General features: G+C 37.3%; 22 protein-coding genes and 1 other RNA gene. 3 read left to right on the forward strand and 20 right to left on the reverse strand.

Annotation, left to right across the window (positions count from 1 at the left end):
- Positions 1-2: 2 nt before the first annotated feature.
- The 5 genes from KJS36_RS00575 to trxA all read right to left on the reverse strand — a co-directional run bounded on the left by KJS36_RS00575 (position 3) and on the right by trxA (position 3,639).
- A complete protein-coding gene (locus KJS36_RS00575; RefSeq protein ID WP_213533249.1) occupies positions 3-767 on the reverse strand; it encodes a tyrosine-protein phosphatase in 765 nt (254 codons plus the stop codon).
- A gap of 2 nt (positions 768-769) precedes the next feature.
- The gene (locus KJS36_RS00580; RefSeq protein WP_213533251.1) at positions 770-1,465 is read right to left on the reverse strand and encodes a polysaccharide biosynthesis tyrosine autokinase; all 696 of its coding nucleotides are present in this window, start codon (positions 1,463-1,465) and stop codon (positions 770-772) included.
- Between the two features lie 13 nt (positions 1,466-1,478).
- On the reverse strand, positions 1,479-2,246 hold the full coding sequence (locus tag KJS36_RS00585) for a Wzz/FepE/Etk N-terminal domain-containing protein (protein ID WP_213533253.1): 768 nt from the start codon (positions 2,244-2,246) through the stop codon (positions 1,479-1,481).
- Positions 2,247-2,268: 22 nt separating this feature from the next.
- Positions 2,269-3,033 carry a polysaccharide biosynthesis protein gene (locus KJS36_RS00590; protein ID WP_213533255.1) on the reverse strand — a complete coding sequence of 255 codons (765 nt, stop codon included), beginning with the start codon at positions 3,031-3,033 and terminating at the stop codon, positions 2,269-2,271.
- 291 nt (positions 3,034-3,324) lie between these two features.
- A complete protein-coding gene (trxA, locus tag KJS36_RS00595) occupies positions 3,325-3,639 on the reverse strand; it encodes a thioredoxin (protein WP_213533257.1) in 315 nt (104 codons plus the stop codon).
- 258 nt (positions 3,640-3,897) lie between these two features.
- Here trxA and KJS36_RS00600 point away from each other — a divergent pair, with 258 nt between their 5' ends.
- A complete protein-coding gene (locus KJS36_RS00600; protein ID WP_213533259.1) occupies positions 3,898-4,815 on the forward strand; it encodes an LCP family glycopolymer transferase in 918 nt (305 codons plus the stop codon).
- Between the two features lie 40 nt (positions 4,816-4,855).
- On the opposite strand, the gene KJS36_RS00605 is transcribed toward KJS36_RS00600, so the two are convergent.
- The 5 genes from KJS36_RS00605 to ccpA form a co-directional block, all read right to left on the reverse strand.
- The gene (locus KJS36_RS00605) at positions 4,856-5,770 is read right to left on the reverse strand and encodes a phosphodiester glycosidase family protein (RefSeq protein ID WP_244842505.1); all 915 of its coding nucleotides are present in this window, start codon (positions 5,768-5,770) and stop codon (positions 4,856-4,858) included.
- Positions 5,771-5,883: 113 nt separating this feature from the next.
- The gene (locus KJS36_RS00610; RefSeq protein ID WP_213533264.1) at positions 5,884-8,211 is read right to left on the reverse strand and encodes an endonuclease MutS2; all 2,328 of its coding nucleotides are present in this window, start codon (positions 8,209-8,211) and stop codon (positions 5,884-5,886) included.
- A gap of 25 nt (positions 8,212-8,236) precedes the next feature.
- A complete protein-coding gene (locus tag KJS36_RS00615) occupies positions 8,237-8,797 on the reverse strand; it encodes a CvpA family protein (RefSeq protein ID WP_213533266.1) in 561 nt (186 codons plus the stop codon).
- A gap of 128 nt (positions 8,798-8,925) precedes the next feature.
- Positions 8,926-9,930 carry an NAD(P)/FAD-dependent oxidoreductase gene (locus tag KJS36_RS00620; protein ID WP_213533268.1) on the reverse strand — a complete coding sequence of 335 codons (1,005 nt, stop codon included), beginning with the start codon at positions 9,928-9,930 and terminating at the stop codon, positions 8,926-8,928.
- Between the two features lie 126 nt (positions 9,931-10,056).
- Entirely contained in the window at positions 10,057-11,052 is a 996-nt protein-coding gene (gene ccpA / locus KJS36_RS00625; RefSeq protein ID WP_213533270.1) for a catabolite control protein A, read from the reverse strand.
- 135 nt (positions 11,053-11,187) lie between these two features.
- Between ccpA and KJS36_RS00630 the strand changes: the two genes are divergently transcribed.
- Entirely contained in the window at positions 11,188-12,279 is a 1,092-nt protein-coding gene (locus KJS36_RS00630) for a M24 family metallopeptidase (protein ID WP_213533272.1), read from the forward strand.
- Positions 12,280-12,450: 171 nt separating this feature from the next.
- Here KJS36_RS00630 and KJS36_RS00635 read toward each other — a convergent pair whose 3' ends face one another.
- The 7 genes from KJS36_RS00635 to KJS36_RS00665 all read right to left on the reverse strand — a co-directional run bounded on the left by KJS36_RS00635 (position 12,451) and on the right by KJS36_RS00665 (position 20,735).
- On the reverse strand, positions 12,451-13,326 hold the full coding sequence (locus KJS36_RS00635; RefSeq protein ID WP_213533274.1) for a DUF6287 domain-containing protein: 876 nt from the start codon (positions 13,324-13,326) through the stop codon (positions 12,451-12,453).
- A gap of 20 nt (positions 13,327-13,346) precedes the next feature.
- On the reverse strand, positions 13,347-15,086 hold the full coding sequence (locus tag KJS36_RS00640; protein WP_213533276.1) for a cell division site-positioning protein MapZ family protein: 1,740 nt from the start codon (positions 15,084-15,086) through the stop codon (positions 13,347-13,349).
- 57 nt (positions 15,087-15,143) lie between these two features.
- The gene (locus tag KJS36_RS00645; protein ID WP_213533278.1) at positions 15,144-16,298 is read right to left on the reverse strand and encodes a THUMP domain-containing class I SAM-dependent RNA methyltransferase; all 1,155 of its coding nucleotides are present in this window, start codon (positions 16,296-16,298) and stop codon (positions 15,144-15,146) included.
- 116 nt (positions 16,299-16,414) lie between these two features.
- Positions 16,415-16,790: RNase P RNA component class B (gene rnpB / locus KJS36_RS00650), an RNA gene on the reverse strand.
- A gap of 205 nt (positions 16,791-16,995) precedes the next feature.
- Positions 16,996-17,397: a DivIVA domain-containing protein gene (locus KJS36_RS00655; RefSeq protein WP_213533280.1), complete on the reverse strand. Its 402-nt coding sequence runs from the start codon at positions 17,395-17,397 to the stop codon at positions 16,996-16,998.
- Between the two features lie 52 nt (positions 17,398-17,449).
- Complete coding sequence (gene holA / locus KJS36_RS00660; RefSeq protein WP_213533282.1) at positions 17,450-18,451, reverse strand: DNA polymerase III subunit delta; 1,002 nt, start codon at positions 18,449-18,451, stop codon at positions 17,450-17,452.
- Positions 18,452-18,506: 55 nt separating this feature from the next.
- The gene (locus KJS36_RS00665) at positions 18,507-20,735 is read right to left on the reverse strand and encodes a DNA translocase FtsK (protein WP_213533284.1); all 2,229 of its coding nucleotides are present in this window, start codon (positions 20,733-20,735) and stop codon (positions 18,507-18,509) included.
- A gap of 84 nt (positions 20,736-20,819) precedes the next feature.
- Here KJS36_RS00665 and KJS36_RS00670 point away from each other — a divergent pair, with 84 nt between their 5' ends.
- Positions 20,820-21,605: a Cof-type HAD-IIB family hydrolase gene (locus KJS36_RS00670; RefSeq protein WP_213533286.1), complete on the forward strand. Its 786-nt coding sequence runs from the start codon at positions 20,820-20,822 to the stop codon at positions 21,603-21,605.
- 24 nt (positions 21,606-21,629) lie between these two features.
- Here the strand turns inward: KJS36_RS00670 and KJS36_RS00675 are convergent, their stop codons facing one another.
- From KJS36_RS00675 to KJS36_RS00685, 3 genes are all read right to left on the reverse strand, one after another.
- Positions 21,630-22,025 (reverse strand): hypothetical protein, encoded by a 396-nt coding sequence (locus KJS36_RS00675; RefSeq protein WP_213533288.1) that lies wholly within the window; start codon positions 22,023-22,025, stop codon positions 21,630-21,632.
- 67 nt (positions 22,026-22,092) lie between these two features.
- Entirely contained in the window at positions 22,093-22,698 is a 606-nt protein-coding gene (locus tag KJS36_RS00680) for a sugar O-acetyltransferase (protein WP_213533290.1), read from the reverse strand.
- A 79-nt stretch (positions 22,699-22,777) separates the two neighbouring features.
- A complete protein-coding gene (locus KJS36_RS00685) occupies positions 22,778-22,999 on the reverse strand; it encodes a hypothetical protein (protein WP_213533292.1) in 222 nt (73 codons plus the stop codon).
- Positions 23,000-23,029 lie beyond the last annotated feature (30 nt).

Raw genomic sequence — 23,029 nt, forward strand, 5'->3', positions numbered from 1 at the left:
TTTTAAAATAAACCTAAAATTTTTCTCTTTTTTATAGGTGTTGCTTCTGTCGGATAAACTATTTCATTTATAATTACTTGTTCGGCATTATTTTTAAACTTTTCAGCTACGCTTTTTCCATATTTTTTCTCTACTATGGTAAAGGCCTCTTTCATTTTGAAAGCTCTGCTTGTGACATTATGAGCATCAGAAGCGATGAAATGCGTTAACTCATGCTCAATAATCTGAAAGGAAAATTGTTGAATTTTCTTTCCAAAATGTCCTGTAATGCTTGCTCCTGTAATCTGAGTTAATACTCCTTGAGTTACGAAATCATAGAGTTTCTCAGGATTTTTTATAATTTCTCCATTGCGTTCAGGATGTACAAGAATGGGTTGGATGCCTTTTAATTGTAATTCATAGAAGAGTTTACTGGCATAACCTGGCACATGGTCGGATGGAAATTCTATCAGCATATAATCTGTACTATCTGCTGACGTGACGAGTTTGCCATCTTCGTAATCTTCTATGAGTTCGCCATAGGCTCTCACTTCTTGTCCTGGAAGTATTTTTATCGGTAAATGGTGTTCTGCGATAATTTTTTCTACTTCTTTTACTTTTTCTAGGATTCCATCGCGTTCGTTATTATACTCTGGATTGTGGTGAGGTGTTGCTGTAATTACTGTTATGCCTTCTTCAATCGCTGAGCGTAACATAATGAGAGTGTCCTCATGTGTTTTTGCTCCGTCATCAATACCGGGCAAAATATGACAATGTAAATCAATCATGTTTATTCTGCTCCATAGTAATAATACTGACTTGTATCGTTGTTTTCTACTCCGTGAAGAATACAGCCTAGAATATTTGCTTTTACTTGTTCTAAAAGTCGTTTGGCTCTGGCAAGTTCTTCTTTTTTGGTTTGATTGGCATGTGCTACTACAAGAACACCATCTGTAATCTGGCTCAATAATTGAGCATCTGTTACACTCATGAGCGGTGGTGTATCAATCAATACAATGTCAAATTTTTGGGTCACATCTTTTAAAAGTTCGCGCATGGTAAGTGAGCCTAAAAGTTCTGAAGGATTTGGAGGAATAGGTCCTGATGCTAAGACAAATAAGTTTTCATTCATACGCGTTCTCTGAATTGCTGAATTTAAATCTACTTGTCTTGCAAGAACATTAGTTAATCCTGTAAAGTTTCTTACTTTAAATACTTGATGGACGACTGGTTTTCGTAAATCGCCATCAATGAGGAGTACTTTTTTGCCTTGTTGTGCAAATGTGATGGCTAGATTTCCAGTAGTTGTAGATTTTCCTGCTCCAGCATTTGCGGATGTGATACTCAATGTTTTTAAGCCTTTATCTGCCATGATAAACTCAATATTTGTTCTTAGAGTTCGATATTGTTCAGATATGGGAGATAAGGGATTGATACTTGTGATAAGTAAACGTTCATCTGAGATATTTTTATTTTTGTTTGCCATAGTTTTTCTCCCTTTAGCGTGCTGAACGACGAGTTCTTGATGCAGTTTCGTTAGAAAGTTGCTCTACTTTTGTTTCTAAGCTTTTCTTAACAATAAAGTCTTTTTCTGAAGCATATGGTGTTGAACCTAGGACGATAAAACCAAGTTGTTCGATATCTTCTTCGTTAACTACTTTATTATTAAAGAGTTCAAAGACTAAAGTCATGATTATTCCTACGATAAGTCCTGCTAAGATAGAAACAGCAATATAAAGTTTTGGTCTTGGACTTACTGGACTGGCATTCGTTGTCGCATCGGCTAGAATACTAACATTTGTGACATTGAGAAGTTTTTGAGCGTCATCACTAAAGATTTTTGCTGTTTCATTGGCAATGTTTTTAGCTGTGTAAGGATTTCTATTTCTTACGGTAATGGTGATAACTTGAGAATTGGTTGTATTTGAAGCTGTGATATTGCTTTGTAGTTCTTTAACTGTTTCATTCAAGTTGAGTTTTGTTTGTACTTGACCAAGAATGGCGGGAGAAACTATTACTTGATTGATTGTATTTGCCATTTGGATATTTCCTGTGACTTGTCCTGCATAGGCTTGAGAATTATCCGAATCTGGAAGTTTTACTACAAGTTGGGTAGATGAAGTATAAACTGGTGTTGCTATAAAAAATGTATAAACAGAGCCAATAATAGCTACGATAAAAGTGCTTAGTATAATAAGTACGAGATGTTTGCGGAAGAGTTTAAAAATTTCTTTTAAATCTATTACTCTTTCTTTTTGTTCTGTCATGGTTCCTCCGATTTGTGGTTTTTTAATTTGCAATAAAATATTTTATTAAATTGTCTGCCCAAAGTTTGTTGCCTGCTGCATTTAAGGTATAGTAAGTATCATTTGTATTGACAGTTAAAGCTTGCATAGCTGGACTATCTGTTGCTGGAAATGCTGTCCAATAATCAATAAAAGTGTATTGTTTTGGGAGTGCATTTTTAAAGCTTTGTTCTTGAGTTGGATAAACGACACCATTGTAGATAGGATTTGATGGTTCCACTAGAATTGTCGCTTTGGTCTTGGAAAATTGTGAAAGGAGTTGATTGTTGCTTGTTTGCGACTCTGTCTCTGGAATATTTAAATTATCATTTAGTAATGGCGCTTCGTACAAAATGACATTTGGTTTTGTGGCAGTTACTTTATCTACGATTTTATTATTGAGTAGTGCGGTGGAAGTTTCTGTTGTATAATTTATGGTTTCAAAATTCCAAACTTTCGTATCGTAAGCTTTTTTCATCGCTGATATCAGTGCTTGTGTCACTGCTGGGTTATTTTGGACAACAAAAGTCATGGTTAGTTTTTGCTCATTTTGTCCTGCTGATTTTAGCTGTGTTTGAATTGTTGGAGGAAGATTTTTCGCTAAAGCAAGATAGGATAAATCGGGTTCTTTTTTTAGGCTTGTTTTAGTTAAAATCGTTTTTTTCATATTTGTTGTCTGTGCTATCTTTTGTTGATAATGTCTAAAACCAAAAACTATAACGACTATACCAACTAAGATAATAACTGCTATACTTATTTTTTTAAGCATACATTTATTTTCTCACTTGTCTTTTTTGTTATTTTATTTCTTAAATCTTTTGCTACTTATTAACGAAAAAGTAGGGTATTTATTAAGCTTGCGTAATTTATATATTACACTTTTTTCCCTAATTTGTCTAGCTTCGTACTAAATTTTATTCGTCTAATTTACTTATTGTTCATTTTCAATGGCTTTGTTGACACGTTCTGTTGTTTATGTAAAATAATTGTTACTAAATAAAAAAAAAAAACGAACGTAATATTTCCATTACATTCATTTCCTTACTTGAATTTTTATTCGTTAGGCAATTTCTTCTAAAATTGCTTTGAGTTGTGCTTTTGTATGAACACCAACGATTTGTTTTACTACTTCGCCATCTTTTTTGAACATTAGAGTTGGGATGCTCATAATACCGAAGTTTTGTGGTGTTGCTGGATTTTCATCAACGTCCATTTTAACGATTTTGAGTTCTGACTCGTCATATTCATCTGCGAGTTGTTCAAGGATTGGCGCTTGCATACGACATGGGCCACACCATGTTGCCCAGAAGTCAATGAGAACAACACCGTCTTTTGTTTCTTCTTCAAAGGTTGCATCTGTTGCTGTGTATTCCATTTTTTCTCCTCTGAGAGTTTCTTATTTCTCTCATTTCTTTTTAATATGCTTCTATTCTAACTGAAATTGTGTCAGTTTTCAAAGATTATGATTGGACTTTAAAGTTTTTTAACTCTTGAAATTTTTTATCATTCTCTGCTATACTATACATTATAGTATTTTATATGTTTCTTTTTTTAAATGTCAGTATATTTTGCGTATTCTTTTGAATGTGCTATAATGTCATTGATAAAGTTAGTGGAATGGAGTTTTTATTGAATGGAAAGACAAACAAGTAAGAGGAAAAGACATCATCATCGAAAACATCGCTATTTGGGTTTGAAAATTTTTCTGGGAATTCTAGCAGTTTTAATAATTGTTGGTGCTGGTGTTGCTTTTGGACTTTATAAGAGTGTTGAAAATAGTTTTAATAGTGCTTATTTTAAAGGCCCTAAGACTGCTGCGGTTAATTTCAAAAAATCTGAACCTTTTTCTACCTTACTCTTAGAAACTGGGAAAGTAGAGGGGAAAGAGAACTGTGTTGCTGCTGTTGTTTCTTCTACAAATATGAAAACAAGGCAGACAACTTTTGTGAATTTTCCTGTGACGGCAGAATTACCTAATGCTAGTGTCATTTCTAATGTCTATCAGACAAATGGACTAAATGGTGTCTTGAAGAATGTTCAAGAACTACTTGGAATTAAGGTAAATAAAATCGTTCAGATAAATATCAATAAACTTGGAGAATTGGTTGAAGCTACTGGTGGAATTACAATTCAAAATGATGAAACTTTTGTTTCTTCGGGTTATCAATTTAATCAAGGAACTATCAAATTGAGTACTGCTAATCAGGTTGAAGCTTATCTTAGTCGTGTTAATAGTAATGATGAAGCAGCTTCTATCACTCGTGTGCAAGATGTATCTATGGCAACTTATGCTAATTTCAAACAAATTGCAGATAAACATAGTCTTTCTAGTATCAATTATTATCGTAACTTGTTGGATGCTTTTGGTGATAGTGTTAAAACTGATATTAATTTTAATGAATTTAAGGAAATCGCTGTAAATTATAATAAGGCTTTGTTTAACACAAATAAGTTAAATCTTCATGATAGTAAAGATGCAAGTGGAAAATTAGTTGTTTCAGATGATGACCTGAATCAGATGAAAGCTTTATTCATTAAGAGTTTTAAATAAAATAAAAAGTCAACTATTTAGGAAGTTGACTTTTTTTATTTTATTTCATCACGATGTAATCGGGAACTTTACGATTGTATTCGCTGGGAACGATTGTCTTACCTTTTAACGAGAGTTGAGTACTTCCTCCACCATCTAGTTGAAGAAGATTTTCTAGGTGGAGAGAGGAAACACCATCAATAATATTTTGATACCCTGCATTTGTAGCACTGACGATAGCATAGAGATTGTTATCTTTATCATTGCCAATAAATGAGTGAGTTTCCCAGTTGACACTACCATCACTTGGAACTATCTTTCCATCACGGATAAGGGCTACGCCAAAATCATAGCTTTGTTCTGCACCATTTTGGATAATGGTGCTGGCTGGTGTGCTAGAATCGTAAATTTTGCAACTGCCGTTTTTGTTGATAACAAAACTGTATCGAATTTTTGTCGTTATGGGCCAATCTTCAAAAAGCTGTCCGTTATTTATCTGTAATCCTACTACACTACCTGTTGACACCTTAAAGCCTGTAGCGTTTATAATAAGACTATTGGGATATTTGGCTGCAATATCTGCTATATAGGTTGGCGCTGTTGATGTACTAGTTGCTGTTTTTAATACTTCAGGATTATTGATACGATAAATCGTTAAATCGCCTTTTGAAAGGTTTGTAAATCTTTGAAGTTTCTTTTTTGCTGGGACTTTTATCCATTGTGGATTGCCTGCATCTGAAGCTACTGGCATACTTCCTGAAGCTGATTTTACTGCTTTTTCTGAGACATATCCATTTGATTTATTGGTTTTTGTTGGGCTATCTGCTTGTAAGCTGGTAGTTGTTTTACTTGCTGTAGATATGTGCGGTTTAGTAAAAAACTTATAGGCAACTATACCTGCAACAAGAACAATAATTAAAACAATCAGGGGAATAATCCATGAGTGGTGCGGCTTTTTTTGAGTTCGTCTTTGCACGATTTTCTCCTTCAATCTTTAGAGTTAAAATATTTGTTATTTTTGATGTTATGATTCTTTGTTTTATTGTACTCTAAAAATCACTTTTATTCAATTTTGATACATTTTTGAATTTATTTTAGGATGGCGAGAGTCGCGCCACTTCCTCCTGCATTGACTGGAGCATATTCGTATGATTTTATGTGGCGATTATTTTGAAGTTTCTTTTGAACCATTTCACGGATAACTCCTGTGCCGATGCCATGAACAATAGTAATTTGGATGAGGTTGGCAAGGAGCGCTTGGTCGATATAACTATCAAGCTCAAGTTCTGCTTCTTCGTAACGCATTCCTCGTAAATCGAGTTGTGCTTTGACTTTATTAGTTACTTTGCGAGTGACATTTTTTGATTTTACTTTTGCTTCTTCTTGTTCGGTGAGTTCAAATTCGTCTTCTGTGAGGCGTGTTGTGATTGCGCCCATTTGGACTTGCCAACGTCCATCTTTTTCTAGGCGAATGAGTGTGCCTTGTTGGTTATAATCTGTGACGTTGACTTTTGCGCCTTGTTTAAGTCCTCTTTGTGCTTTCGCTTTTTTGAGGACTTTATTTTGACTAAAATCAATCGTTGGTGCTAATGCTTCTAATTCTGCGCGAGCGGCAATGATTTCATGAGGTTTGAGTGTTGATTTTTCATTGAGATTTTTTAAAATCTCTTGGGCTTGCTCACTGGCTTTTTTAATTACTTCTGCGGCTTCTTTTTGAGCTTTTTGAAGTTCATTTTCTCGTTCACGGTTGATTTGGTTGTAAACTTTTGTGAGATCACGATGAAGGACTTGATTTTCATGTTCAAGTTGGCGAATATGCGTGCTACGTTCAACAACTTCGTGTGTTTTTTCTTCGAGTGTGGCAATCATGTGATTGACATCATGCTCAGTGTCTGATATTTGCTCACTGGCTGTTGTAATAATGTTTTCTGGTAATCCTAATCGACGGGAAATTTCAAGTGCGTTAGAGCGTCCAGGAATACCGAGCTGGAGATGATAGGTAGGTTGCATTTTATCAATGTTAAATTCCATGCTGGCATTCATAACATTGGGCGTTTCTACTCCGTAGGCTTTGAGTTCGGGATAATGGGTGCTTGCCATTGTTTTTATGTTATTTTCTCGAAGATGTTCAAGAATCGCAATCGCAAGGGCCGCACCTTCTTTTGGATCTGTCCCTGCGCCAAGTTCATCTAATAAGACTAAGCTTGTGCTATCTGCTTTTTCTAGGATGTTGACAATATTTGTCATATGACTGGAAAAAGTGGAAAGACTTTGCTCGATAGACTGTTCGTCTCCAATGTCAGCAAAAATTTCATTGAAAATGTGAACACGGCTTTCATCAGCGGTTAGAATTGGTAAGCCTGACTGTGCCATGACTGTGATAATTCCCAGAGTTTTTAGGGTGATGGTTTTTCCGCCTGTATTTGGACCTGTAATGACGATTGTATTGGTTTCATTGTCAAATTTTAGAGTATTTGCAACGACTTTTTGGGTATCAATCAAGGGATGACGCGCATCATAGAGTAAAATATCTTTGTCTGATGTGAGCTTTGGAATGCTTGCTTTATTGTGAAGTAGGTAGTTGTATTTTGCTCGAATGAGGTCGATGTGCCCAATGAGCCAAGCGTTCTGGCGAATTTCTGCTGTATAAGGTTTGAGTGCTGCAGAAAGTTCGTGATAAATGCGAGAAATTTCATTTTTTTCTTCGAGATATGCTTGGTTGAGGTTGTTATTGAGTGCTACGACCGCGTTTGGCTCGATGTAGAGAGTTTGTCCGCTGGCTGACATATCATGTACGACACCGGGAATTTTATTTTTACTGTCGGCTCTGACTGGAAGAACTTGGCGCTCATTACGGATTGTTATGAGATTTTCTGTTAGATTTGAGAGATTTTTGTTTAATAACTCTTGCATGATTTTTTTGATGTCAGACTGGTAACGTTTGATGTTACTTCTGATGTGCATGAGTTCTGCTGAGGCATTGTCGTAGAGGCTTCCTGCATTATCAAAAATTTCTAGTTTTTTTGTTAAATCTGAAAGATTTGTTAATTTATCTAGGGTGAGTGTTAGATGTGGAATTTCTACATTGACGGCTTCTTCAAAATAACGGGAGATGTTGATACCTTGCTGGGCGAGTTTTTTTATTTCGACAAATTCACGTCCTGATAAAACAGCATCAAGCTCTAAACGGCGTAGAATTTCGCTGAGGTCTGCTGTTTTTGAGAGTTTTAGTAGTCCATTTTCTTGGGTTAAAATACGAAAATCAGCCAGCTCATCAAAGAGGAGCTGGATTTTTGTTTTGTCTGTGAGTGGTTCAAGTGTTTCGAGTTCTTTTTTTCCTTGTGCTGTGATAAGTAAGGGGGAAAATTGCTCTTTTAATTTATCAAATTCTAAGATTTGTAGGATTTTTTTATTCATTTTTCTATATAATTATTTTTATTATTTAGCCTAATGGCTTGATGTGTGTGATATTTTCGATGAAAAGTTGTTGTAAAATTCCTGATGATATTGGTGTGTGTAGAAGTAGGAAACGTGCTAAGAAACTGTTATTTAACTGTTCTTGAATGGTTGCCATTGGTACGAGGCTGAGTGTCATTAGGAACATTTGTAAGCCAAAATAAGTGGCTGCTAGTCCTAAAATGCCTGCTATAATCTTGCCATTTTTTCCAAGAGGTTGTTTTGTGAAGTGGAGAAATATCCCGATGAGACGGATAATCAGGTAAACAACAATAAAAATAGCGATAAAAGCAACTGCAGCGTAGAAAGCATCGTCAAGATGAAAGAGGAGATTATCGCTAAAAATCAGGAGGTGTGAATCGGCGGTAGCGCTGGAAAAAGGCACCCACATACTAATCTTTGTGGCGAGGCTTTTGTAATTGTCAGCGGCGATAAAGGCAGCAATCAATGTGCCAAAAGTATAGATAATTTGCAAAATCAAACCGCGTGAATAACCAATCATGAATGCCCAAACGAGGAGGGCGAGAATAATTAAGTTTAATAGCATTTTTCATTCCTGTGTTCTTTAACTTTTGAAACTACTTAAATAAGCTTTTCCTTTATTATAACGTATTTTGGATAAAAAACGTACCCTTGGCTTGCGGTACGTTCATTTTTTTGATTTTTTATATGATTTTAGCCAAATACTGTGGAGGAATGTCCTTTACGGAGATTGTGTTCAAAATTGATGGTTTTTGTCATTGCATTGATGGCTGCGACAGCTTCGCCAAAGCCTACTGACAATAATGGGACTTTGCCAAGGTAATCAATAGTATCTCCTGCGCCATACACTCCTGCAAGGTTACTTTGCATTTGGCTGTTGACTGTTATTTTGCCATTGCGTGTGAGTGAAAGTTGGTCAATGAGAGTCACTTGCTCTGTTAAAAAGCCATAATTGACGAGGATTTTGTCAATGGGAAAGGTGAGTTTTTCTTCTGATTGAGGTGTTTCGTTGCGCTGGGGAATAGATTTTATGGTTATTTCTTTGTCGTTCATGGCGGAAACTGTGTAAGGAACATGAATTTTTACCGTTGAGTCATTGAGGAGTTCGGCGGTCATTTCGTGGGCGCGAAAGGCTTTGCGACGATGAATGAGATGGACTTCACTGGCGACATTTTCTAGCGTCAATGCCCAATCCAGCGCTGAGTCTCCTCCTCCAAGGACGGCAATTTTTTGGTTGCGATAGTCTTCAATGGATGTGATGAAGTAGGAAAGTTTTCCTGCTTGTTCTAGTTCTTCTTCGTAGGAGATGCCGATTTTTCTTGGGCTAATCAGCCCTGCACCTGTTGTAAGGAGAATGGCTTTTGACTGGTATCTGTTTTTATTGGTTTTGACAGAAAAAATCTGTTGACCAGAATTTTTGACAGAACTGTCAATTTTTTCTACACGTTGATTGAGAAAAATCTCGTGTGGAATACGCGCGAGTTGTTCTAGTAAATTTTTAGTCAAATCAGTTCCTGAAATTGCTGGAAGTCCAGCGATATCATAAATTAATTTTTCTGGATAGAGAGCTTGTGGTTGTCCACCTGCGACAGCTGAGGTCTCAATCAGGGCAACAGAAAGTCCACGCATTCCTGCGTAAAATCCTGCATAAAGTCCTACTGGTCCAGCGCCAACAATCAATAAATCGTAATTTTTCATGAGTAAATTATAACACAAAATGTCAATAGTTTTTGACATTTGCTATTTTGAATTTTTTGACAGTTCTGTCAAAAATATTTTGCGATAAAAAACTGTTCTAAAATATTTCAGAACAGTTTATAATAATTATTTTGTTGTGCCACGTTGTACAATTTCATGTTCAAGGACAAGTTGTGTTTCTGTGACTTCTTCTTTGAGCATGAGTTTTGTTAATAAACGCATTGAGACAGCTCCGAGATCATACAAGGGTTGATTGACAGATGTCAAGCCTGGATAACTGTATTCTGTGATGGATGAATTGCTACCAGCGATGATTTCAAAATCTTCTGGTAGTTTGACACCTTTGGCTTGCAACGCATTGAGCAATCCGACTGCGACTGTATCAATCGCTACAACGGCTGCTGTGACACCTTTTGCAAGGAGACGGTCTGCAAGGGCTTTACCATTTTCATAGTCGTAATTGCCTTCAAAAACCAAGCCTTCGTCAAATTCAATGCCAGCATTTGTTAGTGATTCTTGATAACCAACCATGCGTTCGACATTCTCAGTATTTTCTAATGAACCTAAGATATATGCGATTTTTTTATTATTTTTTGCAAGTTGTGCTGTTGCTTCCAAAGCTGCTGCACGATAGTCAATATTGATAGATGGTAATTCTTTATCGCCATCAATCATCCCAGCCAAAACAATTGCACTACGTGCTGTTTTTAGCTGTGTACGGATATCTTCATGCAAAGAACTTCCTGTGAAGACAATACCATCCACTTGTTTAGACAAAAGACTTTCGATAACTTTGCCTTCTTTTTCTTCGTTATTATCGCTATTTGCGAGGATAACATTGTAATTGTACATAGAAGCAACATCGTCCACTCCACGAGCGATTGCTGCAAAATATGGGTTTGTAATCGTGGGCAAAACGACACCGACTGTTGTCGTGCGCTTGCTTGCTAAACCACGTGCTACAGCGTTTGGACGATAGTCAAGTTCTGCAATCGCGTCCAACACTTTTTTGCGTGTTTTTTCCTTTACATTTGCATTGCCATTGACGACACGACTGACTGTTGCCATAGATACACCGGCGACACGAGCGACATCGTAGATTGTTGTCGTTGATTCTACCATATTAGAGAAACCTCTTTTCCTATTATTCCATAAACTTTCATGAAAACTCTTTTCATAAATAGTATAGCAGATTCTGTAAGGCTTTTCAACAATAAAATACGTGATTTTTGTAAAAAATTAGAGTAAAATGAAAGAATGAATACAAAAATTGAAAAAATAACTAGTTTTCTTATTGAAAATGAAGTCGATATGACTTTTATCACGAATCCTACGATGCTGGATTATCTTACGGGACTTGCGATTGACCCGCATGAACGTATTGCTGGTTTGATGATTTTCAAAAATGACCGCTTGCCTGCTTTGTTTACACCTGCTCTTGAAGTTGCCAAGGCTCAGGAAAAAACATCTGGTTTTGATGTTTTTGGCTATGTGGATTCTGAAAATCCTTGGGAAGTTGTCAAGGCGCACTTGGGCGGGACTGCTGTGAAGAAGATTGCGATTGATTTTGTGGATATTACAATGGCAAAAGTCGAAGGATTGCGCTCTGTATTTGCTGATGTCAAATTTGTTGACATTGCGCCATTGGTGCAACGAATGCGTTTAATCAAATCTGCTGATGAGATTGAAAAGATGAAAATCGCTGGTGATTTCGCTGATAAATGTTTTGAAATTGGCTTTAATTATGCTAATCCTGAGCGAACAGAATCTGATGTCGTGGCAAAAATCGAATACGAAATGAAACGTATGGGCGTGCCACAGATGAGTTTTGAGACGATTGTCTTGTCTGGTGCGCGCGCAGCAAATCCACATGGTGAGCCTGAGGAAGTCAAGATTGAGGCGAATAAGTTGCTTTTGTTTGACCTTGGTGTGATGAAAAATGGCTATGCTTCTGATGCAACACGGACGATTTCGATTGGCAAACCAAGTGAATTTGATGCAGAAATTCACAAGATTGTTCTTGAAGCGCAACTTGCAGCACTTGATTTTATCAAACCCGGTGTGTCGGCAATCGAAGTTGATAAAGTGGCGCGCGATGTGATTACAAAAGCTGGCTACGGTGAATATTTCAATCATCGTCTGGGTCACGGAATTGGCATGGATGTTCATGAATATCCATCTATTGGTGGTTCTGAGGACATCATCATCGAAAAAGGAATGTGTTTTTCTGATGAGCCGGGAATTTATATTCCGGGAAAAGTTGGTGTGCGGATTGAGGACTGTCTCTACGTGACCGATAGTGGTTGCGAGACATTTACACATACAAATAAAGATTTGATGATTTTTTAAGATAGTTTGCTCCGTTTTTACGGGGCTTTTTTGTTTTTGACAGTTTTGTCAAAATGTTTTTGGCTGTATTTTGATTTTGAAATTTTTTGACAGAACTGTCAAAAATCTAAAAAGACTTTGACGAGGTTGTCAAAGTCTTTTTACGGTTCAATTTTCTTATTTATTTGATAATTAAGAGTTCGTACGGTAATAAAAAGCATTAGGTGCCTGAGAATAGATGTAGTTACCGTCCATCGGAGTCAAGGCAATTCTATCCAAAGAAGTGTTCGTTTTATCTTTATATCCATTTTCCATTACTGGAGAAAAACCAGCGACTGAAACTTTCAGTTCTACCCATTTTGTAGGAGAGTTTGTAAAAGAAATATCTGCCCAACCTTTGCCACTCTCAGTGAGTAATGGGTTTAATAGATTATAATTATTGTAGCTATCTGGATCACTTGTCGTCACTGTATTTCCTTTAATCGTAAGGGTCTGTCCTTTTGAATTTTTCCAAACGCCTTGAAGGCTCAACAAGTTTCCTTTTTCAATTTGTGGCAAATCTATTTTTACTGGAAGTGGTGTTTCAGCTATGGCGTTCCAAGCAACGGCTTTATATTTCCATCCAAGATTAATCAGATTATTTTCTTCGCTTAGGTTAGAAGTGTAATTGTGCGAGCCTGACTGAGCATTGGGATTATAAGCAACATAGATGGCTTTATTCCCCGCTGAATAAAAAACAGGTTCCCCAGCGTTATCCCACGACCAGCCGAGTTTTACAAGTGCTATCGCTTCTGCTTTGCTTTTAGTGTAATAATGGTCACCACCTTTAGCATGAGAATTATAGACACGATAAACAGGCACTTTACTAGTCGTTGGTGCTACCCAGCCAACTCCTTCATTATTCCAGCCAGCGCTAATATCGCTATTGGCTTCGAAAATGCTCGTTGTGTAAAAATGTTCTCCTGTATTAGAATTGTAAAGTCGATAGACATTACTGTCCGCGTGAACCTGCCCTCCAATAGCTGCGCTCACTAATAAACCTACTCCAATTAGTAAATATTTTTTCATTTTTTTCTCCTATCGCTTTTTCAATAATCCAATCCGCTCGCGTGTCCTGCGCCATTTCCAACGAAATAGCCGGTCTTGTCATTTATCGAAACGAGGTAGGTGCCGTCGCTTCTGTAAAGATTGTAGTAACCACTGACGATACCTGCTGGAAAACCTTGCGTGCCGTTCGTTGTGTGAATTGCAGTTGGAACTAATATATAATCATTACCTGTAATATAACCGCGGGCGCGACATTTATCAAGTACCATTTGCTCGATGCCTGCATTCCATGTGAAAGCTGGATTGCCGAGGTCAAGATTGGCTTGTGGCTGAATACGTGCATTGCTACTATCGACAGTGACTGCTTGTGTCGTTGTTGAGGCTGCTGAGCTTGTACCTGTGGTATTTTCTGTTTTTGTAGTTGTGCTTGAAGCACTTGAAGCGCTGGCTGAACTTTGCGTATTGGCAGATTTTTGACTTTGTGAACTCTGACTTGTTGAAGTTTTAGTTGAACTTGCCAAAGTAGCTTGTTGCTTATTTGCAAGGGCAATCGCTTCTGCCAAGAGAGTGTTCAGTGCTTTATTGCTCGTTTTTGGTGTCGCTGGAATTGTCACTTTATTTTTAAGTTTCACAGTGTTTGCGAATTTTCCGTTAACAATCGCATCTTTTTCAAAGAGTCCATTCACTGTTTGAATTGCCGCAATTTGCGTTTTCAATGCTGTATAATCTTTTTTCTCTTGGGTAGTTGTCGCTTCTTTTTCCAATGTGGAAATCTTTGTGAAATTTGAATTTTTTAAGGCTGTGTGCTGACTATTTGTGAAGAAAGCTGCATAATTTTTGTTAAATTTTTCACTTTTTTGTTTACTCGCAGACTTACTCGTTACTGTTGTTTTCGCAGTTTCTGGCTTGTGTGCATTTTTATTATTTAGGGCAAATCCAGTTGCCAAAGCCAGTAGCAAAACGACCGCGCAAGCACCAATAATAATCGGTGTTTTATGGCTTTTTGTCTGATTATCAATTACTTGCTCAGTTTGCTGCTTATCCGCTTCTTTTTGAGTGGCAGCAGTATTTTTGCTTGAACGTTCAGGAAGCACTTTGTCAATCGTCAACGCAGCCAATGTGTCCGTAGGGTCTGCAATTTTCACTTTATCAAAAATTGGCTTTTTGACAGAACTGTCAGTAACTTTTTCATCATTTTCTATGTTTTCAGTATTTTTGACAGTTTCGTCAGAACTTGTCGCTTCAACTTCTGGCGCTTTTTCATTCTTGTCAGAAACCTCGGAGGAGGCTACTTCTTCATCGTTCACCGACTTTTCTTTATCAGCGTCCTCCAAATTCATCGCATCAGCTGATAAAATGACCGGCACCACATTCGGATTAGAAATTTTCACTTCGTCAAAAGCAGGCTTGTCTGTTTTGACATCTTCTGATGTTTTGACAGAGCTGTCAGAAACTGTTTCTTCTGTCAAAACTTCTTTTTCCGACTCCACTTTTTTTGACAGTTCTGTCAAATTTTTTGTATCCGTTTTGTCAGTCTTTTTTTCCAATTTTTGACGCTCATCTTGAATGAAAGTGTCCAAGTTTTCACTTTTTACTTTTTCAATTTCATCACGATGCTGGCGAATATACTTGTCAAGCACGTTTTCATTGGTCTTATTTTCTTGTTCAACACGCTTTGACTTTTCAACAATCTCGCCCACAGTAAAATTTTGCATATCTTGCAATTTTAAACTTTTCTCGCCAATTTGCTTTTTAGAATTTTTTTTCTTTTTATTTGCCATTTTCGCCTCCAACAGCTTGTTTTTGTCACAACAAACTGCTTTTAGAAAATTTAATGATTACTTGATTCTCTTGCCAAAATACATATACAAATCTGTGCGTAACGTTCCATTGTAGAGTTTACGCTTTTTCGTCGCTTTCGAGCCATAGTGCGTTTCAAATGCCAAATCGCTCGTCAAAATATACTTGCTCCAAGTTTCAAGTGGTGCAAAACTTGCTCCCATCTCAGCATACAATGCCGCAACAGCTTCCTCATCTTCCAATCGCACACCGTAAGGTGGATTAGACACGAGAACGCCGTCAAGCGCCGATGTCTTAAAATCTTGTAAACGCATTTGTTTATATTTTACCACATCAGACACACCTGCCGCAAGAGCATTGCGCTTTGCAAGTTCAATCATTTTTCCATCAATATCAAAACCGGAAATATCAAGTGTCACATCTTCACGAATCTGTGCACGAGCTTTTTCTCGCTCAGTCTCAAGAATCTCATTGTCAAACCAAGGAAAACTTTCAAAAGCAAATTCTCGCTTCAAACCAGGTGCAATATTTTTCGCTAAAAGCGCTGCTTCAATCGTAAATGTCCCAGAACCACAAGTCGGGTCAACGAAAGGACGCACAGGATTTGCCAGCCAATTTGTCAACATAATAATCGCTGCTGCCATATTTTCCTTGAGTGGTGCTTCTCCTTTTTCCGCACGATAACCACGTTTGAACAACGATTCCCCAGTCGTATCAATCATCACTGTCGCTTTGTCCTTGTAAAGAGCGATTTCGATAGAAAACTTCGCCCCATTTTCTGGAATTGGTACATTTTCTGGACGATGATAAATGCTTTGTAGCTTCTTCACAATCGCTTTTTTGGTAATTGACTGAACAGATGGTTCATTGTGCAAAGCAGATTTCACTGATTTCGCCTTACTCACTGGAAATTGTACCCCAAAAGGCAACAATTCTTCCCAAGGCAACTCATAAACCGCATCAAACAGAGCTTCAAAAGTTTTCACCTGAAACTCGCCAACAACTATTTTCACACGATTTGCCGTGCGCAACCAAAGATTTGCCTTAGCGATCGTTGACTCATCTCCCTCGAAAAAAACGCGCGAGCGGTCATCAATCGTCACATTTTCAATATCCAGATTGCGTAATTCGCGTGCGACAAGACTTTCCAAACCTGCCGCTGCTGTTGCCATTAACTTAAAATTTTTCTTCATTTTTTCTTTCTTTAATCACATTTTCAGCAAATATGATTACTATTTCCTTGAGACAAAAGCCTCAGTATTTTCATATAAAAGAGCCAGAGCAAACGCTCCAGCTCGTGTCATCAGTTTTCTATAAGCCAAGTTTTGTTCCGTTCAAATTCTTGCGAATTCTCCCTTCGATAACCATCTGTCTATTGATTAAAAATCAATCTCAGTCATATCTTCATTTCGACTGACCGAATGCTCCTACCATAAGTTTGGATTGCTCGCTTGAGGGGTTTACCACGTTCCACTTTTGCCGTTTCCAACAAACTTCGTCACTTTGGCACTTTTACAGAATTGTCAGCATGACCCGAAGGTTTTAGCTGGCAACTTCAGCCGTTAGGGTTGACAGCCCTACTCAGGCTTATTTGTTCGCCTGACACAATCACTGCAAGCATCTCAGCCTGCGCGAGCCTGGACTTTCCTCACGATTTCTAAAAAATCGCGCAGTTATCCGAAAACTGTTTTTTTACTAAAATAATATTTTTGACAAAACTACAACTTACAACTTACAACTTACAACTTCGTTATAAGTCCACTCTGTCCGAGAAGGCTGAGAATAAATTCTCTAGCCCCTACGGCACTCCTGTCAAAATTTTTCCATAACAAAATACTTATCAAATCAGTCATTAAACTGTTTTGACAAAGTTGTCAAAAAATTTTTAACTCAATTATTGTCATTGGCAATGCCATTTGGTCCAAAAACAGCCTGTTCCAAACGATTGATACGTTTCAGCAAATCAAAATTACTTGGATTGCGCAATTCCACTTTTGGACGTGCTGGACTAGCCGCTGCACTTGCTGAACGCTGAAATGTCCCAGATTCAAAACGTTGTGTATCATCCAGATTTGCCTTATTCGGTTTCGCCGTTTGCGCTTCTAACTCCACAATCTTTTTCTTCAAAAATTCATTTTCTTCTTGCAAACGAAGAACTTCAGCCTGATAAGTTTCATAATCTTGAATAACATCATCAAGCAACTCATCAACTTCTTCTTTATCAAAACCACGCATCTTCGTGGAAAAATCAGCTTCATAAATATCTTTTGGTGTACGTTTATATGTTGGCATTTTTAGTCCTCTTCATTATTTATAAAATGTCCAAACCTATCATATCAAAAATTCAAGACTTTTTCAAGGTTAATCTGATTAAAACAATATCAAATAAATATTGTTTATCCGCCAAACCAGATTTTATCTGAAAATCCAGATTTATCAGCTCAGTCAAGGCATTTTGTAGATAATTTTTTGAAACTTTGCGCACCTGTGTATTTGCCAATTTCACTGGATAAGGGTGAATTTTCAAAGCACTCACCTGCTGCGCTTCCTGCCAATTTTTCCCCTGCATAATCTTTACCTGATAATACAAACGAAAAGAATTACTCAAAATCGCCAAAATTTTAATCAAATCTTCCCCTTGTAAAGTTAAATCATGCACCAAATCTCGCGCCGCAGCAATATTTCCCTGAAAAATCAAATCCGTCAAAGCAAAAATATTATCCTGCAAGGACTTAGGAACAACTGCTTCAACATCATCCAAAGTCACCTCACGCGCACCAGCAAAAGTTTTGACTAAGTCAATATTTTGTCGCATCACAGAAAAACTATCATTTGACTTCTCCGCAATCCTTGCCAATACGGGACGCACCAAGGTCGAATTTCGAGAAAAATATTGAATTAATTCCTGACTTTTCAAAACTTTCGCTTCCAGTAAAGTCGCTTTTTGCTTCAATTTTTTCACAATCTTTAAGCGCGAATCAATCTTTCCATGCAAAATCACAACTAAATTTGTCGTCTCAACAGGATTATCCAAAAAATCGTCCAAACGTTGCATCTGTTTATCATCAAAAACCGATTTTTTCGCAGTTGTCAAGTTCACCAGATTTTCAAAAATCACCAAACGAGAATCTGAAAAAAAGGGCAAAGATTCCAGTTCTTCTAGCGCCAAAGTTGCATTAGCACTCGTCAAATCAAAATAAGCCTGACTCAAGTCCGTCGCATCAAAATTCACAAAATCAAAAAATTGATTTTTCAATTCCTGAACCACATCATCCGCTTCACCAAAAATTACCAAAACCTGCGGAAAATTTTGCTTAACACGTTCAAATTCATCAAATACCGTCATATTTTCTCCTCAACCTTAGAAATAAATTCGATTTATTGGTTGATATCACTCACATTCATTCCTCATCTCCAAGAATTTCACCCTCTTGTGTAATGAGTACTTTTCGAGGTGTTGTTCCTTTCGCAGGACCAACTATTCCAGCCATTTCCAACTCATTCATCAAATCAGAAGCACGATTAAATCCGACTTTTAAAGCACGTTGAAGCTGTGCCGTAGAAGCTTTTTGCGCAGAAACAACCATCGTTTTCGCCTCCTCAAAAAGAGGGTCTCCAGAGCCAGAATCTGCTCCATTTCCACTATTTCCTCGACTGTCATCCTCCGTAGCTTCACCAGGGTCAAAGTTTTCCAAATCATACTGTGCATCCGATTGATTTTTAATGAAATCAACCACCGCTTCCACATCATCATCTGACAAGAAAGCCCCTTGCAGACGAATAGGATGGTTTTCATCAATCGGCTTAAAGAGCATATCACCACGACCAAGCAACTTTTCAGCACCATTTTGGTCAATAATCGTCCGACTATCTGTCCCAGAAGATACCGCAAAAGCGACACGAGAAGGAACATTTGCCTTGATTAAGCCTGAAATAACATCAACCGACGGACGCTGCGTTGCCAAAACCATGTGAATACCTGCGGCACGCGCTTTTTGTCCCAAACGAATAATCGCATCCTCAACTTCTTTACTTGCCACCATCATCAAATCCGCCAATTCATCCACGATGACTACGATAAGTGGCAAAGCCAGCATTTTTTCATCAGAAGTCGCATTATATTTCTCTATTTTTTCATTGTAACCTGCAATATTACGCACTCCAAAACGACTAAACAATTCATAACGATTTTCCATCTCATCAACAACTTTTTGTAGTGCACGCGCAGCTTTACGAGGATTTGTCACGACGGGAATTAACAAATGCGGAATATCATTATAAACAGAAAGTTCAACCATTTTTGGGTCCACCATCAGAAATTTCACCTGACTTGGCAAAGCTTTCATCAAGATAGAGGTAATCATCCCATTCACCGCAACAGACTTCCCAGAACCAGTCGAACCTGCAATCAACAAATGGGGCATCCGACTCAAATCAAATGTACGGATATTGCCATCCAGAGATTTTCCAAGCGGAATTTCCATAAGTTTTCCCATATTGGTTTTACTGGTTTCCCACATCTCACGAAAACCAACCGTTGCAATTTCCGAGTTAGGAATTTCCACACCAACCAAAGATTTACCTGGAATAGGTGCTTCAATACGCACATCTTTTGCAGCCAAAGCCAGAGCCAAATCATCTGACAAATTAACCACGCGCGAAACTTTCACTCCTATTGCCAATTTGATTTCATACTTTGTCACAGAAGGACCTACAACAGCCGATTCCACCGTTGCCGAAATCCCAAAAGATTTAAACGTTTCTTCTAAAATATGAATATTTGTCCGTACACGCTCGCGTTCTCCAGATTGATTTTTCACAGGTACTTCAGCAAGTAAATCAATCGTTGGCAAATTATAATTTCCCGTATAAACAGGAGAAGCAAAGTTTACTTGTTCATCAACATTTTCTTTACCATCTTCTATTTCTTCTTTTTCATCTTCTGGTTCGATTATTGGAATAGCAATCGGAATTTCATTTTCTGACTCTGGCACTTCTTCTTGTGCCATTTGAGTCAAAACTCTTTCTTCCTGCTTCTTTTTAGCAGCTTCTTCCCGATTTTTCCGCCATTGTTCAAGCCAATTTTTTACTACTTCACGCACTCGAGGCAACAAACTTGGCACCAACAAATACACAGCAATCAAGCATAAAATAACAGCAATGATATAAACTCCAACAACAGAAAATAAAGCCTTAGCAGGAGTAAAAATTAATGAGCCAATCAAGCCAGAACCAGCAAAATGACTCACTCTTCCATGCCACAATTCTGCCCAAAGAAAAGAAAAAGTTTCATCATTTCCATAATTTTTATCAAATTGCACTTGGAAAATCAACATTAAACTTAAAAAAATCAAAATAAAGGCAGGTAAAACGCGCTTATTCTCCTTAAAAAATTGCTTCTTAAATCGAGAAATTCCAAGATAAAGTAATAAAGCAAGCAAAGCTAAAATTGCCAATGAACCGACAAACAAACGTACAAAATTATAAAGAAAGACACCAAAAATCCCTAATCTCGCTAGGGCAAAAATAATCAAAATGATGGCAATAAAAAATAAAATCATTCGTTGATTTGCTGCTCTCATCTGTCGTTGTTTTTTTGTTGTTCGTTTACTCTTTTTTTTTGTAGCCATTTTCTTAACTTCCACTTAGAATTTTTTCATCAATTATTGATAGATTTACTACAATTATAACATATTTTGTGATACAATATTTTTATGGAAAATATCAATGATTATAAGGCTTTAGCGTTCTTTGACCTTGACGGAACGCTTTTAAACAGCAAAAGCCAGCTCGATGATGAGGTCATCTCTGCTATTCACAAAATCCGTGAAAATGGCGTTCTCCCAATCATTGCAACTGGACGAGGACATTTTGAACTAGACTGGATTATGAAGCAGACAGGCATAACTGGCGCGATTGCAATGAATGGACAGTTTATCATGTTAGATGGAAAAGTTGTCTATAAAGAAGCTATTCCAACTTCCGTGATTGAGCAACTCAACGCCTTCGCCACGAAAAGTAATGAAGCTCTCGCATTCTATGATAGTGATGGCTATTGGGTCAATCAACTGACTGATTTTGCTCGTAGCGCTTATGCTTACACTCATGCCAGTGAGCCAACTGTTGATGCCACACGATTTTTGAAAAATGAAGTCAATATGCTTCTTGTTTTAACCAATCAACTCAGCCAAGTCGATTATTATAAAGAAAATATCCCTGACTTAAATTTCTTTATGAATTCTCCCAGCTCGATTGACGTGACAAATATCACAACAAATAAAGGAACAGGTATCCAGCATTTGACAGATATTTTAGACTTCAAGGGAGAAACTTTCGCTTTTGGTGATGGACGCAACGACCTTCATCTTCTTAGTGCAAGTGACCATAAAACAGCGATGGGCAATGCTGTTCCTGAACTCAAAGAACTTGCCGATTTCATCAGTACAGAAAACACAAATCATGGTATCGTCAATGCTTTCAAATACTGGGGAATTTTATAAATTTGCTATTAAATAAAAAAAGGATTAAATATCCTTTTTTCTTTTTTCTTGCAAACTAAACACAAAACTAAGAATAAAGCAAACTGCAACAGGTAAAGTCACAAGTAATCCTGCACCATTTACCATCGAAGCAAGTCCATAAACAATCCCCAACACCAGCAAATAAATACGCCAACCTCTTTCTTTATTCAAACGTGCAAAAGCTATCCAACTAAGGAGCAATATCACAAAAATGATAACATAAGCAATACAAAATGCTGTGATGACCTCGTTTGTCGTTAGTTGATAACGGCTCAGCAAACTTTTAAATTCAGATGAATGTTGTGAAAGCAATATACCAACCACCATTACAAAGCCTAGCACGATTACCAATGTATAAAGGATACAACCAACTAAAGCTGCAATTTTTGCTCTTGACATCATTCTCCCATTTCTAATTCATTATTTTTCTTCCCCTATTATAACACACGCACTGTCTCTCGGCTATTCAAAACTTTCTGATTAAGTGTGCTGGATTTCCTGCTACTAGACAATTACTTGGGATATCTTTTGTCACCACACTTCCCGCTCCAATCACAACATTTTCCCCAATAGCCACTCCTGGCAGAATAATCACTGAACCTCCCAACCAACAATCATCTCCAATACTAATCGGAGCATCATATTGCCATCCCGCACGTCTCAAAAATTTATCACTGCTATGATGATTTGCTGTAAATAACTGACAGTTTGGACCAATAAAACAATGATTACCAATCGTCACACGACCACTACTGATAATTTGTAAACCAGCGTTGATAAAAGTCTCCTCACCAACCCAAAAAGAGTCAGGATATTCAATTCCTGTTATAGGAAAATAAATCTTCGCAGATTTTGCCAGTTGTGGTAAAAACTCAAAAAGTTCTAGTTGGGCTTTTTCATTATCAGTTTTCGCCCACTCATTGATGAGTTGCACTTTTTGAGCGCTAGCTATAACTATTTTTTGTAGTTCAACTGCTTTTGCAAATTGGTACCAATCACCATTCTTAGCTCGCATCAAACTATCTAACTTTTCCAAACGTGCTATTTCCTGTGTAGTCAATTCTTTTACCATGATTTTTCCCTCCGCTCTACTAAATCTAGCACAAAAAAATCACAAAAACTTACAGAATTTGCGATTTTTTATAGGATATTTAAATTTTATCTTTGAGATAAGGGAATAACAAGCCAACAAGTCCTGCAACTATAAATAAACAAGGAATAATTAGAAGCGATGTTTTAAGCAACAATGTAGAATCAAGTAAGCCAGAATAAACATGATTTTCAATGAGAATATAATTGACATAACTAAACAGTTGAAGTATGAACAGGAGGATAGCTCCTATCATTATTGAAAGAATATAAAGTTTTTTCATCGCTCTCCCCTAGCTTAAATTTGTCAAGAA

Source organism: Lactococcus nasutitermitis, assembly GCF_018403765.1.
Lineage (GTDB): Bacteria > Bacillota > Bacilli > Lactobacillales > Streptococcaceae > Lactococcus > Lactococcus nasutitermitis.